Origin of the sequence: Georgenia sp. 311 (assembly GCF_006151955.1) — a bacterium.
GTDB classification, from domain to species: Bacteria; Actinomycetota; Actinomycetes; order Actinomycetales; family Actinomycetaceae; genus Oceanitalea; species Oceanitalea wutianyii.
In genome coordinates this window covers 145,358-160,373 of sequence record NZ_VDFS01000038.1, presented here as the reverse complement: position 1 = coordinate 160,373, position 15,016 = coordinate 145,358, and the positions used below count along the sequence as shown (strand labels likewise).

Below are 15,016 nucleotides of genomic sequence, written 5' to 3'. Positions count from 1 at the left end.
GGCCGTCGTCTCGTCAGGACTCACTTCTCCGCCGGGATCGTCCGGGGCAGACGGCCCGCCGGCCGTGGCGCCCGCCCGGGCGGCTGGGTGGGGGCCGGGAGCAGCGGCACACGCTCGCGCATCGGCCGGATGACCGGGTGCCCCGTCCGCACGGTGACGTCCTCGTCGTAGATGCGGACGTCGAGCTCGCCGTCCTCCCCGAGCAGGGTGCACGTGACGGTCTCGTGGGTGGCCTCGACCTTGATCGGCGTGCCGTGCCACAGGATGCGGAAGGACAGCCGCCGCACGGAGTCCGGGAGCGCGGGCGACACCTGGGGCCGGGAGTTGTGGTCGCGCAGGCCGCCGAAGCCGTCGACGAGGGCGCTCCAGGTGCCGGCGAGCGAGGCGATGTGCAGCCCTTGGCTCGTGTTGCCCTGGAGGTCGCGCAGGTCGACGAGCGCCGTCTCGTGGAGGTAGGCGTGCGCGAGGTCGAGGTGCCCGACCTCCGCGCAGACGACCGCCTGGGTGGTGGCCGACAGCGAGGAGTCGCGCACCGTCCGGCGCTCGTAGTAGTCGAGGTTGCGCGCCTTCTCCTCGGGGGTGAACATCCTGCCCCGCCAGTGGAGCGCGAGGACGAGGTCGGCCTGCTTGATCACCTGGGTGCGGTAGAGCTGGAAGTACGGCGCGTGGAGCATGAGCGGGTACTGCGTGCCGCTGTCGAAGTCCCACTCGGCATACGTCGTGAACTGCTCGCACTGCGGATGGACGCCGAGGGTCTCGTCGTAGGGCACGTGGACCGCGTCGGCGGCGGTCCGCCAGGCGGCACGCTCGTCCTCGGTCACCCCGTGTGCCGCGGCGACCTCCGGGTGGCGTCCGCACGCGTTGTCGGCGACCCGCAGGTTGAGGGCCGCCATGAGGTTGGTGAAGACGTTGCAGTCGATGACCGCGGTGTACTCGTCCGGGCCGGTGACGCCCTGGATGTGCCAGACGCCGTCGCGGTCGTGGTGGCCGAGGGACATCCACAGCCGGGCCGTCTCGATGTGCACCTCGGCGCCGCACTCGCGCTCGAGGCTGTCGTCCCCGGTGACGAAGCGGTAGGCCTCGAAGGCGCGCACGATGTCGGCGTTGACGTGGAACGCAGCCGTCCCGGCCGGCCAGTAGGCGGAGGTCTCCTCACCCCGGATGGTGCGCCACGGGAAGGTCGCCCCCTTCAGCCCGAGGGTCCTGGCACGCGCCCGTGCCAGCGGCAGGGTCGAGGCCCGCCAGCGCAGCGCGTGGGCGGCGGCCTCCGGGGCGGTCATGATGAGCACCGGCATGACGAAGCCCTCGATGTCCCAGAAGGTGTGGCCGTCGTAGCCGGTCCCGGTGAGCCCCTTGGCGCCGATCGCCCGGCCCTCGGTGCGGGCGCCGGCCTGGAGCAGCTCGAAGAGGCTGAACCGGATGGCCTGCTGGAGGATCGGGTCGCCCTCGACCTCGACGTCCGCCACGCTCCAGAAGTCGTCGAGGTACTGACGCTGGTCGCGCAGCAGCGTGTCCCACCCGGCGTAGCGGGCGCTCGTGAGCGCGGCCGCCACCTGGTCGCGCACGGCGTGCAGGCTGCGCGTCGCCGACCACCCGTAGGCGAGGTGCTTGACCACGCGCAGCGTCTGCCCGGCCTCGAGCACGGTGACGACGCTCGTGCGCGCCCAGTCCTCCCGGGCCTCGTGCTCCACCTCGTACTGGTTGGGGCACTCGATGTCGTGGTCCATGCCGGCGCCCATCGTCAGCTCGGAGGCGCGCGTGCGGTGGAGGAGGACGACACCGTCCTGCTCGACGTCCTGGGCGATCGGGACGAGGGGGTCGCGCAGGGCCGCGGCGACCCGGGGGTCGTCCCCGGGGTGGTCCGGCGGCTCCTCGTTCGCGACGAGCATCGACTGGACGATGATGCGGGTGCGCCCGTCCACCGGCTCGACCTCGTAGTCGATGGCGGCGACGGCCCGGTGGGTGAAGGACACCATCCGGGTGGAGCGGACGATGATCCGCCGTCCGGCGGGGGAGATCCACTCGGTCACCCGCCGCAGGGTGCCTGCGCGGAGGTCGAGCACCCGCTCGTGGGAGACCACCTCGCCGTAGCGCATGTCGAAGGGCTCGTCGTCGACCAGCAGGCGGATGAGCTTGCCGTTGGTGACGTTGACGATCGTCTGCCCCGACTCGGGGTAGCCGTAGCCGGCCTCCGCGTACGGGAGCGGGTGCTCCTCGAAGAAGCCGGCGAGGTAGGTGCCGTGCTGGGCGGCCGGCTCGCCCTCGTCGAGGTTCCCCCGCAGACCGAGGTGCCCGTTGGACAGGGCGAAGAGCGACTCGAGCTGGCCGAGGTACTCCCCGTGCTCCCCCTGCTCGCGCAGGCACCAGGGCTCGACTGGCAGCGCCGGAGTGGTCACAGCAGCTCCTCCAGGTCGGTGACGACGACGTCGGCGCCCTGCTCGCGCAGGGCCTCGCCCTGACCGAGCCGGTCGACCCCGACGACGTACCCGAAGTGCCCGGCGTGGCCCGCGGCGACCCCGGCGAGCGCGTCCTCGAACACGGCTGCCTCGGCGGGCGGGACGCCCATCCGCCGGGCGGCCTCGAGGTACGTGTCCGGCGCCGGCTTGCCCGGCAGCCCGAGCGCGTGGGCGAGGGACCCGTCGACCAGGACGTCGATCTGCGACTCGAGCCCGGTGACGTCCAGGACGAGCGCGGCGTTGGCGCTGGAGGAGACGACGGCGCAGGGCAGCGACCGTGCGCGAGCCTCCTCGAGGTAGCGCCGGGACCCCGGGAAGACCTTGACGCCCTCGTCCCGCATGAGCTGCAGGACGCGTTCGTTCTTCCGGTTGCCGATGCCGTTGAGCGTCTCGCGCTCGGGACCGTCCGTCGGGGTGCCGGTGGGCAGCGTGATGTCACGGCTGCCGAGGAAGTCGCGGACGCCGTCGACGCGCCGCTTGCCGTCGACGTAGCGCGCGTAGTCGGCCACCGGGTCGAAGGGGACGTACTCCTCGTGCACCCGCTCGGCGTGGTCGCGGAGGAAGGCGTCGAAGGTCTCCTTCCACGCCCGGACGTGGAGCTCCGCCGTCTCCGTGAGCACGCCGTCGAGGTCGAAGAGGAGCACCCTCACGGTGTCGGGAAGTCCGAGCACGTCGTCTCCGTTCGTCGTCTCGGGTCCCAGCCGCGGACCCCGCCCGCCCATTGTGACCCCCGTCACCCCAGCCCGCAGGTCGTCCGGCCGGCGCCGGGTACGGGACGGGTCAGCGGGCCAGCCGCTCCATGTGCTCGGCGACGTCGTCGAGGACCTCGAGGTAGCGGTCGAGCTCGGTGAGCAGCGGCTCACCCGGGAGCCACCCGAGGACGACGCCGCGCTCCACCCGCAGCGACATCCCCGCGGGCGCGCGCTCGAGCAGCCAGGCACCTCCGGCGGCGCCGAGCTCCGGGGCCGGGACGCCGTCGGTCATCACCTGGACGACGGGCAGCGCGGCGCGCAGCTCGAGGGTGATGACGTGGTGGACCTCCCCCGGCGGGGCCTCGAGCCGCAGGGACGTGGCCTCGCGGCCGCGGTACTCCCCCACGAGCCCGTCCGTGACGTCCTTGTCGACGGCGGTGAAGGGCGCGACCTGCCAGCGGCCCACCATCTCCGGCGCCGCGCCGCGCACCCGCCAGCCGCGCGGCTCGGCCCACAGCGCCAGCCGCTCGGTGCGCCGGGCGCCGCGGCCCAGGCGCTTGGCCGAGCGGGCGACGAGCACCGTCGGCACGAGGAGGACGGCGAGCAGGAGGAGGGGCAGGAGCGGCTCGTTCACCGGCCACCTCCGGGGACGACGGCGACGTGCTCGGCCGCGAGGCGGACGCCGACCTCCGCGGGGGCGCGGTCCTCGCCCGGCACGCGCACGACGGCGCCCTGCCCGTCGGGCAGCGTGACGTCGAGCTCGCGTTCCCCGCGCCGCATCCGCCACCCGCGCACGGGCAGCCGGGCGCCGGCGTCGTCGGGGACGAGCGCGCGGGGACCGAGCGCGAGCCGCACGGCCCGCTCCCCCGTGCCGGCCGGCGCCGCCACGGTGCCGACCGGGGTGCGCAGGGCACCGCCGTCGGCGACGGCGTCGAGCACGGGCCCGTAGCCGAGGAACCGGGCGACCTCCTCGCTCGCCGGGGCGCGCCACAGCTGTTCGGGGGTGTCCGCCTGGAGCACCTTGCCGCGGGACATGACGGCGATGCGGGAGGCGACGGTGAAGGCCTCGTCGTGGTCGTGGGTGACGTAGACGGCGGTGGTCCCGGCCGCGCGGATGATGTCGCGCAGCTCCCCGGCGAGGTGCTCGCGCAACGAGCGGTCGAGGGAGGACAGCGGCTCGTCGAGGAGGAGCAGGCGTGGTCGCGGCGCGAGGGAGCGGGCCAGGGCCACCCGCTGCTGCTCCCCGCCGGACAGGGTCGTCACCGGCCGGTCGCCGTACCCGTTGAGCCCGACGAGGTCGAGGAGCTCGGCGACCCGTTCCGCGCGCTCGGCGCGCGGCCGGCCGGCGAGGCCGTAGGCGATGTTCCCGGCGACGTGCCGGTGGGGGAAGAGCTGCCCGTCCTGGAACATGAGCCCGAAGCCGCGCCGGTGCACGGGCAGGTGGGCCACCGACCGCCCGTCCCACCGCAGGTCCCCGGCGGCGAGCGGCTCGAGGCCGGCGACGGCGCGCAGCAGGGAGGACTTGCCGCAGCCGGACGGGCCGAGGAGGGCGAGCACCTCCCCCTCGGGCACGTCGAGGCTCACCCCGTCCACCGCCGTCGGGCCACCGGGGTAGGTGACGACGACCTCGCGGACCTCCAGACCGTTCACCACGTCCCCATCCTGTCCCCTCGGAGCCTCTCGGCGAGCATCATCACCGTCGCGGTGAGGACGGCCAGGACGACGGACGCCGCGAGCGCCATCCCGTAGTTCTCCGCGCCGGGCCGGCCGATGAGCCGGAAGATCACCACCGGCAGCGTGGGGGCCTGCGGCCGGGCGAGGAACGCCGTCGCCCCGAACTCCCCGAGCGAGACGGCGAAGGCGAAGCCGACGGCGAGCCCGAGCCCGCGGGCGAGGAAGGGCCCGTCGACGGTGGCGAGCACCCGGCCGGGGGCGGCGCCCAGGACGGCCGCGGCCTCGCGCAGCCGCGGGTCGACGGCGCGCAGGACCGGCAGCACGGTGCGCACGACGATCGGCACGGCGACGACCGCCTGGGCGACCGGGACGATGAGCGGGGAGCCGCGCAGGTCCAGCGGCGGGGAGTCGAGGGTGATGAGGAAGCCGAAGCCGACCGTCACCGCCGAGACCCCGAGCGGCAGCATGAAGACCGCGTCGAGGACGCCGAGCGCACGCCGGCCGCCGGCCGAGCGCGGGCGGCGGGAGACGACGAGCGCGACGAGCGTGCCGACGACGACGGCGAGCAACGTCGCGTCGACCGCCGCGCGCAGCGAGTTCGCGGCGGCCTCCCACACGGTGACGGTGAGGGTGTTCGACCCGCCGGTGGTGGCGAGGCGGCGGTAGTTGCCCAGCCCCCAGCCCTCCGGGGCGTGCAGCGAGCCGACGAGCAGGTAGGCGAGCGGCGTGACGAGCAGCCCGAGGACCGTGGCGGCGGTGACCGCCGCTGCCGGGAGGTCCGGGCCCGGGCGCAGGCCCGGGCCGCGCAGGCGCAGCGGGCGGGCGGTCGAGCGGTCGGTCCGCAGCCGCAGGGACCGGTCGTAGCGCCGGCGGGCGCGGCCCGCGAGGAGCAGCGCCGACCCGACGACGACGAGCTGGAGCACCGACAGGACGGCGGCGGCGCGCAGGTCGAGGAACTGGGTGGTCTGGATCCACACCTCGGTCTCGATGGTGCCGTACCGCATCCCGCCCATCGTGAGGACGACGCCGAAGGAGGTCGCGCAGAAGAGGAAGACGACGGCGCCGGCCGAGACGACCGCCGGGGCGAGCGCCGGCAGGGTGACGGTCCGGAAGGCGCGCCAGGGCGAGGCGCCGAGGGCGCGGGCGGCCTCCTCGGCGCGCGGGTCCAGGCGCTCCCACAGCGACCCGACCGTGCGCACGACGAGGGCGTAGTTGAAGAAGACGAGCGCCGCGACGACCGCGGCGAACGTCCCGTCGAGGCCGAGGGAGCCCAGCGGCCCCGTCTCGACGAGCAGCGCGCGGAAGGCGACGCCGACGACGACGGTCGGCAGCACGAACGGCACCGTGATGAAGCCGCGGAGGAGGCGCCGCCCGCGGAAGCGGCAGCGGTACAGGACGTAGGCGCCCGGCACGCCGAGGAGGAGGGAGACCGCCGTCGCGGTGAGCGACTGCCCGACGGTGACGCCGATGACGCGCCAGGTGCGTGGCCGGTCGAGGACCTCGGCGATCCCGCTGAGGTCGAGGGCGCCGTCGGTGAGGAAACCCCGGCCGACCATCGTCGCCACCGGCCACAGGAAGAAGACGGAGAGGAAGGCGAGCGGGACCCCGGCGGCGAGGACCCAGGCGAGCGCGGTCCCGGCGCCCGGCCCGCGCCGCCGGCGCCGCGGCGCCGGCGGGGCCGGGCGGGCGGGGGCGAGGGGCGCGGGTGCCTGGTCGAGCACGGCCGTCAGCCGACGACGATCTCGGTCCACGTCTCGACCCACCGGTCGCGGTTCTCGGTGATGTCCTCGGGGGCCAGGTCCAGCGGCTCCTCGCTGGCGGGGGCGTGCTCGGCCCACTCGGCGGGCAGCTCGACGCCCTCCTGGACCGGGTACATGTACATGCTGCCGGGGATGTCGGCCTGGACCTGCGGGGAGAGGAGGAAGTCGACGAACGCCTGCGCACCCTCGACGTTGCGCGCGCCGCTGAGGACCCCGGCGTACTCCGTCTGGCGGAAGCAGGTCTCCAGCAGCGCGCCGGTGCTGGGGGCCGAGCCGTCGCCGGGCACCTCGGCCGCCGGGGAGGAGGAGTAGGACAGGGCGAGCGGGCGGGGCCCGGCACCCTCGGAGCCGGAGAAGTCGACGTAGTAGGCGTCGGACCAGCCCTCGACGACGCGCACCCCGTTGGCGGTGAGGTCGCGCCAGTAGTCCTCCCACCCGTCCTCGCCGAACTCCGCGACGGTGGCGAGGAGGAAGGCCAGGCCCGGTGAGGAGGTCGCCGGGTTGGTGACCACGAGGAGGTCCGCGTACGCCGGGTCGGCGAGGTCGGCGAGCGTCCGCGGCTCGGCCAGCCCTTCCTCGGCGAACCAGGCGCGGTCGATGTTCACGCAGACGTCGCCGTAGTCGACGGCGGTGAGGGCGTCGTCGAAGGCGGTCTCCGCGGCGTCCGGGGAGCGGTAGGGCGCGAGCACCCCCTCCTCGACCGCGCGGGCGGCGAAGGAGTTGTCGATCCCGAAGACGACGTCACCGAGCGGGTTGTCCCGGGTGAGCACGAGCTGGTTGACGAGCGCGCCGCCGTCCCCCGGGGCGATCAGCTCGACCGTGTACCCGGTGGCCTCCTCGAAGTCGGCGAGCAGCCCGTCGCTCAGGTGGAAGGAGTCGTGGGTGACGACCCGCAGGACGTCCTCCTGCTGCCCGTCCGCGCCGGTGGTGGCGCTGCACGCGCCCAGCGCGAGGACGGCGGCCAGGGCGGCAGCGGTGCGGTGTGTCGTGGTCATGCGTGGTCCTCCTCGGCTTCAAGGAGGGGTCCGGGCGCACGTGCCCGGGGAGAGAATTCCCGACTTCCTTCGCCGGTGCTAACCGGAGCAGGTTCGAGGGTCTGCGGCCCTTGCCGCACTCTCAGCACCGTGGGGTGCTCCCCTGTCGTTCACCGACAATGCTACCCACGGCAGGTGTGCGCGCCACCACGCGCTTCGTTAGGTTGGTCCCCATCCCCCACGGACGGAGAGACATGGACATCGGCTGGAAGATCGTCAGCACAGGGTCGGCTGTGGTCGCCGGGATCCTCGCCAACAAGCTGCTCGACCTCGGGTGGAAGGCCGTCACCGGCCACGCCCCTCCGGGCGACGACGACGGCGACCCGTCGGTGAGCTTCACCGAGATCGTCGTCTTCGCCGCGGTGAGCGGTGCGGTCGTCGGGCTCACCCGCCAGCTCGCGCAGCGCGGTGCTGCCAAGTGGTACGGCGGCCCGGTCGAGCAGACCGGCACGCTGGGCTGATCCCCGCGGCCCGCGGGTTCAGTCCTCCCCGCGGGCTGCGGCGGTCCTGCGCTCGAGCTCGAGCCGGTCGAGCTCGTCGAGCTTCGCGGCCCGCGCGAGGTCCTCGGTGAGCTCGTCGACGAGCAGCGTCGAGGAGTCGACCTTGCCGGTGCGGTAGGCAGCGCGGCTGAGCATGTGGGCCGAGATCGGCCCGGTGACGAGCTGGAAGGCGACGACGAGCAGCAGCGTCACTCCGGCGGTGAAGTTCCGCAGCTCGATGCCGAGCCCGGTCATGAGGAGCATGAGCCCGAGCACCTGCGGCTTGGTCGCCGCGTGCATGCGGGAGAGCAGGTCGGGGAAACGGACGATGCCGAGGCCCGCGATGAACGCGAGCAGCGACCCGCCCAGCAGCAGCGCCGCGGCGACGACGTCGAGCACGGTCTCGGTCATCGGCCCTCCTTCCGCTCGGTCGGGTCGTCGTCGTCGGAGACCGAGACGATGACCGCCCCGCTGTCGTCGTCGACGTCGTGCACGGCGGGGGCGTCGTCGGGCTGCCGCTCCCGCTCGGCGAGGATCGCGTCGAGCTCCTCGCGGGTGAGGATGCGGCCCTCCTCGGCGGACTCGGCCGCGGCGAAGCGCGCGACGGAGGTGGAGCCGATGAACCCGACCAGCGCGAGCACGATGAGGACGGGCACGAGGTCGGAGCGCTTGGTGACGGCGGCGACCAGGGCGACCGATCCGATGAGGATGGCGGTCATGACGTCGATGCCGACGATGCGGTCGAACATGCTCGGCCCGCGCTCGATGCGGGTGAGGGCGAGCACGGCCGCCGCGAGGAGGACGGCGAAGCAGATGACGTAGACGACGGTCATGCGTCCCCCTCCCGGCCGGTGCCGGCCGCGGCCCGTCCGCTCAGCCGGCCGGCGCGCGGGGAGCTCCCCGGCACGAGCCCGGCGGCGATGAGCTCCTCCTTGGTCGCGAAGGCCCGCAGGATCCGCTCCTCCTGCTCGAGCACGGCGTCGTGGGCCCGCTCGAGCCCGCCGTGCATGTCGACGTCGAGGATGTGGTGGTAGAGCGTGCCGGTGACGCGGTGCGCCTCGATGACCACGGAGCCGGGCACGAGGGTGGTCATCCCGGCGACCATGGTGAGGTAGACGTCGTTGTGGCTGCGCAGACGCACCCGGATGACCGCGCCGCGGGGCGGCTCGCGTCGCAGCGCGATCGCCGCGACCTCGATCGATGCCTTGACGACGTCCCGGAGGAAGTAGGAGACGAGCAGGACGACGCCCCAGGGGCGGAACCGGCCGTTGAACGGCGTCGCGGGCAGCGGCAGGACCGCGGTGACGAGCACGGCGAGGAAAGCGCCGATGACGACGTTGGCGACGGTGAGGTCACCCCAGAGGAAGACCCACACGACGGTGAGCCACAGGAGGACGCCCCAGTTCGCCCGGAGCCGGAACCGGCGCGGCCGGGGGTGCTCGCGGGAGGTCTCCACGTGCTTGTCGTGGCTCATGGCACCCGCTCCCCCGTCTCACGGTCCGTCGGCGCCTCGACCGAGCCGTCCTCCCGGTTCTCCTCGGTGACCTCGGGCGACTGGCCCGAGCCGCGCTGCCCGTCGGGGAGCACGGTGAGGATGTAGGGAGTCTGGGCGCGCAGGTCGCGGGCCGCACGGTCGGTGTACTGGAAGAGCGGGCCGGCGACGGCGGTGTAGGCGAGCGACATGAGGACCAGCGCCGCCGTCGGGCCCATCATCGAGCGCGGGATGGTCGTGTCGGGCAGCGGCTCCGGCGCCTCCTGCCAGAACGCCTGGTTCCACGCCTTGGTCACGGCGTAGAGGGTGAGCAGGCTGGTGACGAGGGAGCCTGCGACGAGCGCCCAGTCCAGCCCCGTGCCGCGGGCGATGCCGGACTCGATGAGTCCCACCTTGCCGAGGAACCCGGACATCGGCGGGATGCCGGCGAGGTTCATCGCCGGGACGAGGTAGAGGACGGCGAGGAGGGGCGCGACCCGCGCGAGGGAGCCCAGGCGGGCGAGGGAGGTCGTGCCGCCCCTGCGCTCGATGAGACCCGCGACGAGGAACAGCGCGGTCTGGACGGTGATGTGGTGGACGACGTAGAAGATCGCCGCCGAGAGGCCCAGCGTGCTCGACATCCCCACGCCCCACACCATGTAGCCGATGTGGCTGACGAGGGTGAAGGACAGCAGTCGCTTGACGTCCTGCTGCGCGACGGCGCCGAGGATCGCGATCACCATCGTGACGAGCGCGACGACCATGAGGAGGTCGTCCACCCGGCCGTCGGGGAAGAGCAGCGTCTGGGTGCGGATGATCGCGTAGACGCCGACCTTGGTGAGCAGGCCCGCGAACACCGCGGTGACCGGCGCGGGCGCGGTCGGGTAGGAGTCGGGCAGCCACGCGTGGAGCGGGAAGACGGCGGCCTTGATCCCGAAGGCGACGAGCAGCATGAGCTGGAGGACCAGCTGGGTGCCCGGGTCGATCTCCCCCATGCGCTGGGAGAGCTGGGCGAGGTTCACCGTGCCGACGGCGGCGTACACCAGCGCGATCGCGGCGAGGAAGATGATCGAGGAGAGGATCGAGACGACGACGTAGACGGTCCCCGCCCGCACCCGCTCCCGCGAGCCGCCCAGCGTGATGAGCACGAAGCTCGAGACGAGGAGCATCTCGAAGCCCACGTACAGGTTGAACAGGTCCCCGGTGAGGAAGGCGTTGGAGACACCCGCGGACAGCACGAGGTAGGTCGGGTGGTAGATCGCGACCGGGGCGCCCTCGTCGCCGTCGGCGTTGCCCTGGGCCAGGGAGTACAGGAGCACCCCGAGCGTCACGCTCACCGAGACGAGCAGCAGGAGCGCGGAGAGCCGGTCCGCGACGAGGACGATCCCGACCGGTGCCGCCCAGCCGCCGATGTCCACCGCCATCGGCCCGTCGTTGACGAGGACGAGCAGCGCGATGGCGATCGCGAGCACCGAGGTGAGCGCCGTGACGGTGACGATCCGCTGGACGCGCGGGAAACGGGCGAGGGCGAGGGCGAGCCCGGCCCCGATGAGCGGGATGAGGACGGGCAGCGGGAGGAGCCAGCTCATCGCAGCTCCTCGTCGCCCGCGCCGATCCGGGCGCGCCGGGCGCGGCCGGCGCGGTCGGGCAGGACGGAGGTCTCGTCGCGGGACAGGAGGGCGTCCTCGGCGAGCGTGGTCCCGGCGTCGTCGACGCTGCGGGCGGGCACCTCGTCGGACTGCGCGAGGCGGGCGATGCGGCGGTCCTCGAGGTCGTCCTGGACCTCGTCGTGGCCGTTGAGCTGCCACGCCCGGTAGGCGAGGGAGAGCAGGAAGGCGGTGAGGCCCAGGGTGATGACGATCGCGGTGAGCACCATGGCCTGGGGAAGTGGGTCGCTCATGTTCTCCGGCTCGGTGGTCCCGACGAGCGGCGGGCCGCCGGCCCGGCCGCCGGCGATGAGGAACATGATGTTCACGCCGTTGGAGATCATCGCGATCCCGACGATGACGCGGGTGAGGCTGCGCTCGAGGAGCAGGTAGACGCCGCAGCCGACGAGGACGGCGACGAGCAGGACGAGCGCGAGGCTCGGAGAGGTGTCGATCACCGGGCACCTCCGTCGGTGGGTCGGGTCGCGCCGGTGCGGCCGGCAGGGGCCGCCTCGGGGGCGACGTCGTCGGACGTGACCTCCGGGGAGTCGAACGGCACGTCGGGAGCGGCGTCGCCCTCCCGCTCGCCCTGCCGGTCGATCTCGGCGCCGAGGGTGCGCAGGATGTCGAGGACGAGCCCGACGACGACGAGGTAGACCCCCACGTCGAAGAAGATCGTCGAGACGAGCTTGAGCTCGCCCATGATCCCGAGGTCGGCCTGGACGAGCACGGACTGCAGCACGTCGCCGCCGAAGAACAGCGGGATCGCGCCGGCGCCGGCGGAGAGGAAGAGGCCCGAGCCGAGCAGCCAGCCGGCCTGGACGGGCAGCGCCTCACCGAGCTCGTAGCGACCGCCGGCGAGGTAGCGCACGGTGAGCGCGATGCCCGCGATGAGGCCGCCGGCGAACCCGCCACCGGGCTGGTTGTGGCCGGCGAGGAGCAGGTAGATGGAGAACAGCACCATCGTGTGGAAGATGAGGCGCGTGCCGACCTCGAAGATCACCGAGCGGCGCTGGGGCGCGAGCGTGGGGATCGCGCTCAGCCACTGCCGGCCGCGGTCGCCCTCGGGCTCCTGGGCCTGCGCGGCGAGCCGCTGGTAGAGCTGCGCGTTGCGCTCGGGGGCGGGCGTGCGCCACACCTTGGCCTGCTGGTCGGCGCTGAGCTTGGTGGCGCGGTCGATCTTCGAGGCGCGGGCGCGCAGGAAGATGAGCGAGGCGACGCCGGTGGCCGCGGCGAGCAGCACCGAGATCTCGCCCATCGTGTCCCACGCGCGGATGTCGACGAGCGTGACGTTGACGACGTTGCGCCCGTAGCCGTACTCGTAGGCCTCCTCGGCGAAGTCCACCGACACCGGCGCGTGGACGCGCGACCCGGCGGCGACCATCGCCAGCCCGGCGACGGTGATGCCGCTGACCGCGCCGATCGCGGCCCGCAGCCACCGCGAGGCGACGAGGGGGCGGTTGGAGAAGTACGCGGGCAGGCGGCGCAGGACGAGGATGAACACGACGAGCGTGATCGTCTCGACGAGCACCTGGGTGAGCGCGAGGTCCGGGGCGCCCTGGAGCTCGTAGATGAGCGCGACGCCGTAGCCGGTGACGCCGACCAGGAGCACCGCCTTGAGGCGGCGGCGGGCGCGCGCGGTGAGGAAGGCGGCGACGCAGATGACGACGACGACGGCGGCCTGGACCCCGCTGTCCCACAGCCGGACGTCGGCGGGGAGGGTGGCGAAGCCGATCGCGCCGCCGCCGACGAGGCCGACGGTCGTCACGAGGATCGTCGAGAGGTAGGCCGGCAGCGAACCACGCTGGGTCACGGCCGTGACGTCGGCCGCGAGGCGCTCGGTGCCGAGGACGATCTTGCGGTAGGCGGCAGCCGCGCCGCCGAAGTCCCACAGCGAGTCCTGGGCCCGCTCGATGGGCCGGCGCGCGAGGAACATCAGCGTGCCGACGGCCACGACGAGCAGGGTGAGGTAGAGCGCGGGACCGGGACCGGCCCACAGCGTGAGGTGCCCAGGCTCGCCGGGGTAGGTGTCGGCGTAGGGCGCGAGGACGTGCTCGAGGCTGCCGGGCAGGAAGCCGACGGCGACGGTGGCGGCGGCGAGGACGGCCGCCGGCGTGGTGATGACCCGCGAGGCGCGCTGGGCCGTCGGGGGCTCGACCCCGGGCTTGGAGGCGAACGCGCCCCACATGAACCGCACCCCGTAGGCGAAGGTGAGCATCGAGCCGAGCACGATCGCCACGAGCGCCGCCTTGCCGAAGCCGTCCCCGTGGAGCATCGACTCGAGCGCCGCCTCCTTGGCGAGGTAGCCGGCCGTGACCGGCAGGCCCACCATCGAGGCGGTGGCGATCGCCGCGCTCAGCGCCGTCAGCGGCATGCGCCGAGCCATCCCGGTGAGCTCACGCAGGTCACGGGTGCCGACCGACCAGTCGATCGTGCCGACGACGAGGAACAGGCAGGCCTTGAACAGCGCGTGGGCGCCGAGCAGCGCGAGCCCGGCGAGGGCCGCGGCGTTGGTCCCGAACCCGACGAGCAGGATGATGAACCCGAGCTGGCTCACGGTGCCGAAGGCGAGGAGCAGCTTGAGGTCGTGCTGCCGCAGGGACCGGTAGCCGCCGAGCAGGAGCGTGCCGGCGCCCAGGAGGAGCAGCGTCCACCGCCACAGCGGGACGTCGGCGAAGCCGGGCGCGAGCCGGGCGACGAGGTAGACGCCGGCCTTGACCATCGCCGCGGCGTGGAGGTACGCGCTGACCGGGGTCGGCGCGGCCATGGCCGAGGGGAGCCAGAAGTGGAAGGGGATGAGCGCCGACTTCGTCACCGCGCCGAGCAGGACGAGGGCCACCGCGACCGGGACGATCCCGCCGGTCGGGGGGTTCGCGACGAGCTCACGCAGGGAGTAGCTGCCGCCCTCGACCTCACCGAGGGCGATGAAGCCGGCGAGCATGCCCAGGCCGCCGAAGGTCGTGACGACGAGGGCCTGCACCGCGGCGCGCCGCGAGCTCTGCCGGTCGTGGTAGTGGCCGATGAGCAGGAACGACGTGATCGTCGTCAGCTCCCAGAACACGTAGAGCAGCAGGGTGTTGTCCGTCGTCACGAGCCCGAGCATCGAGCCGGCGAAGGCGACGAAGACGCCCGCGAAGCGGCCCAGGCCCTTGGCCGTGGCCGAGAAGTAGGCCGCGCAGTAGACGAGGACGAGCGCACCGATCCCGCCGACGAGCAGGACCATGAGCCACGACAGGGTGTCGAGCCGGAAGGTGAGGCTGAGGTCGAGCGTGGGCACCCACGCCACGGAGACCGCGGGGTGGTTCCCGGCGAGGACCTCCTGGGTCTGCATCCCGGCCCACACCGCCGCCGAGGCGGGGACGAGCGCGAGGGCGAGGAAGAACCGGCGCCCCCACAGCTTCATGCATGCAGGCGCGACCACAGCCACCACGAGGTGGAGGATCAGCAGCTGCAGCACAGGCCGCTCCAGTGTTGTCAACGGTCAAGACAGGCCCTGGGCGGCGAAACGGCCACGCCGGACATCACGCCCGCACGCCGAACGCGGCAGCATGACGGGGACACCCGCAGTCTAACAACGACACACCGACGTTTCCCGACAGGGCGTCCGCACGTCCCGCTGTCCCGAGGTCCCCCGACCGCGTCCGGCACGGGTCGCACTGACTCGCCCGACCGCACTTCGAGGCGGAATCTCGCGGATGTCATTCACCCGGACCGGCTGTCCCGAGAGGCGGGACGGTCCGATCGGGAGCACTCTGGGCGCGAGCCTCGGCGTCGAGCCGTGGCCGGATCAGCACCGGGAGGACT

At 73.4% G+C, this 15,016-nt stretch carries 13 protein-coding genes and 1 riboswitch; of the genes, 1 reads left to right on the top strand and 12 read right to left on the bottom strand.

The genetic code is table 11. The features are described from left to right. Window positions 1–20: 20 nt before the first annotated feature. The 6 genes from FHE66_RS07625 to FHE66_RS07600 all read right to left on the bottom strand — a co-directional run bounded on the left by FHE66_RS07625 (window position 21) and on the right by FHE66_RS07600 (window position 7,577). Window positions 21–2,396: a glycoside hydrolase family 65 protein gene (locus FHE66_RS07625; protein WP_139072355.1), complete on the bottom strand. Its 2,376-nt coding sequence runs from the start codon at window positions 2,394–2,396 to the stop codon at window positions 21–23. Next, window positions 2,393–3,127, bottom strand: coding sequence for an HAD family phosphatase (locus FHE66_RS07620; RefSeq protein WP_230976457.1), 735 nt, complete (start codon window positions 3,125–3,127; stop codon window positions 2,393–2,395). Before FHE66_RS07620 ends, FHE66_RS07625 begins: the two co-directional genes overlap by 4 nt. 109 nt (window positions 3,128–3,236) lie before the next feature. Continuing rightward, window positions 3,237–3,782 carry a hypothetical protein gene (locus FHE66_RS07615; RefSeq protein ID WP_139072354.1) on the bottom strand — a complete coding sequence of 182 codons (546 nt, stop codon included), beginning with the start codon at window positions 3,780–3,782 and terminating at the stop codon, window positions 3,237–3,239. Then, window positions 3,779–4,801, bottom strand: a complete 1,023-nt coding sequence (locus FHE66_RS07610; protein WP_139072353.1) for an ABC transporter ATP-binding protein — start codon at window positions 4,799–4,801, stop codon at window positions 3,779–3,781. Before FHE66_RS07610 ends, FHE66_RS07615 begins: the two co-directional genes overlap by 4 nt. Further along, window positions 4,795–6,543: an iron ABC transporter permease gene (locus tag FHE66_RS07605; protein ID WP_255303644.1), complete on the bottom strand. Its 1,749-nt coding sequence runs from the start codon at window positions 6,541–6,543 to the stop codon at window positions 4,795–4,797. Before FHE66_RS07605 ends, FHE66_RS07610 begins: the two co-directional genes overlap by 7 nt. Before the next feature lie 5 nt (window positions 6,544–6,548). After that, entirely contained in the window at window positions 6,549–7,577 is a 1,029-nt protein-coding gene (locus tag FHE66_RS07600) for a thiamine ABC transporter substrate binding subunit (RefSeq protein WP_139072352.1), read from the bottom strand. A 47-nt stretch (window positions 7,578–7,624) separates the two neighbouring features. Then, window positions 7,625–7,731: riboswitch (TPP riboswitch) on the bottom strand. Between the two features lie 79 nt (window positions 7,732–7,810). Between FHE66_RS07600 and FHE66_RS07595 the strand changes: the two genes are divergently transcribed. Next, a complete protein-coding gene (locus FHE66_RS07595) occupies window positions 7,811–8,077 on the top strand; it encodes a DUF4235 domain-containing protein (protein WP_139072351.1) in 267 nt (88 codons plus the stop codon). Window positions 8,078–8,095: 18 nt separating this feature from the next. Here FHE66_RS07595 and mnhG read toward each other — a convergent pair whose 3' ends face one another. From mnhG to FHE66_RS07565, 6 genes are read right to left on the bottom strand one after another with little or no spacing between them, the layout of a single operon-like run. Continuing rightward, entirely contained in the window at window positions 8,096–8,506 is a 411-nt protein-coding gene (gene mnhG, locus FHE66_RS07590) for a monovalent cation/H(+) antiporter subunit G (RefSeq protein WP_139072350.1), read from the bottom strand. After that, window positions 8,503–8,928: a monovalent cation/H+ antiporter complex subunit F gene (locus tag FHE66_RS07585; RefSeq protein WP_139072349.1), complete on the bottom strand. Its 426-nt coding sequence runs from the start codon at window positions 8,926–8,928 to the stop codon at window positions 8,503–8,505. The genes mnhG and FHE66_RS07585 overlap by 4 nt, the downstream gene beginning before the upstream one ends. Continuing rightward, entirely contained in the window at window positions 8,925–9,569 is a 645-nt protein-coding gene (locus FHE66_RS07580; protein WP_139072348.1) for a Na+/H+ antiporter subunit E, read from the bottom strand. The genes FHE66_RS07585 and FHE66_RS07580 overlap by 4 nt, the downstream gene beginning before the upstream one ends. Next, complete coding sequence (locus tag FHE66_RS07575) at window positions 9,566–11,155, bottom strand: Na+/H+ antiporter subunit D (RefSeq protein WP_139072347.1); 1,590 nt, start codon at window positions 11,153–11,155, stop codon at window positions 9,566–9,568. Before FHE66_RS07575 ends, FHE66_RS07580 begins: the two co-directional genes overlap by 4 nt. Next, complete coding sequence (locus FHE66_RS07570) at window positions 11,152–11,670, bottom strand: Na(+)/H(+) antiporter subunit C (RefSeq protein ID WP_176554695.1); 519 nt, start codon at window positions 11,668–11,670, stop codon at window positions 11,152–11,154. Before FHE66_RS07570 ends, FHE66_RS07575 begins: the two co-directional genes overlap by 4 nt. After that, window positions 11,667–14,669 (bottom strand): Na+/H+ antiporter subunit A, encoded by a 3,003-nt coding sequence (locus FHE66_RS07565; RefSeq protein ID WP_139072346.1) that lies wholly within the window; start codon window positions 14,667–14,669, stop codon window positions 11,667–11,669. Before FHE66_RS07565 ends, FHE66_RS07570 begins: the two co-directional genes overlap by 4 nt. Window positions 14,670–15,016 lie beyond the last annotated feature (347 nt).

Excerpts from the sequence above, each read along its gene's own strand:
- FHE66_RS07575 (WP_139072347.1), bottom strand. The coding sequence starts at position 11,155 with ATGAGCTGGCTCCTCCCGCTGCCCGTCCTCATCCCGCTCATCGGGGCC.
- mnhG (WP_139072350.1), bottom strand. The coding sequence starts at position 8,506 with ATGACCGAGACCGTGCTCGACGTCGTCGCCGCGGCGCTGCTGCTGGGC.
- FHE66_RS07585 (WP_139072349.1), bottom strand. The coding sequence starts at position 8,928 with ATGACCGTCGTCTACGTCATCTGCTTCGCCGTCCTCCTCGCGGCGGCC.
- FHE66_RS07580 (WP_139072348.1), bottom strand. The coding sequence starts at position 9,569 with ATGAGCCACGACAAGCACGTGGAGACCTCCCGCGAGCACCCCCGGCCG.
- FHE66_RS07600 (WP_139072352.1), bottom strand. The coding sequence starts at position 7,577 with ATGACCACGACACACCGCACCGCTGCCGCCCTGGCCGCCGTCCTCGCG.
- FHE66_RS07595 (WP_139072351.1), top strand. The coding sequence starts at position 7,811 with ATGGACATCGGCTGGAAGATCGTCAGCACAGGGTCGGCTGTGGTCGCC.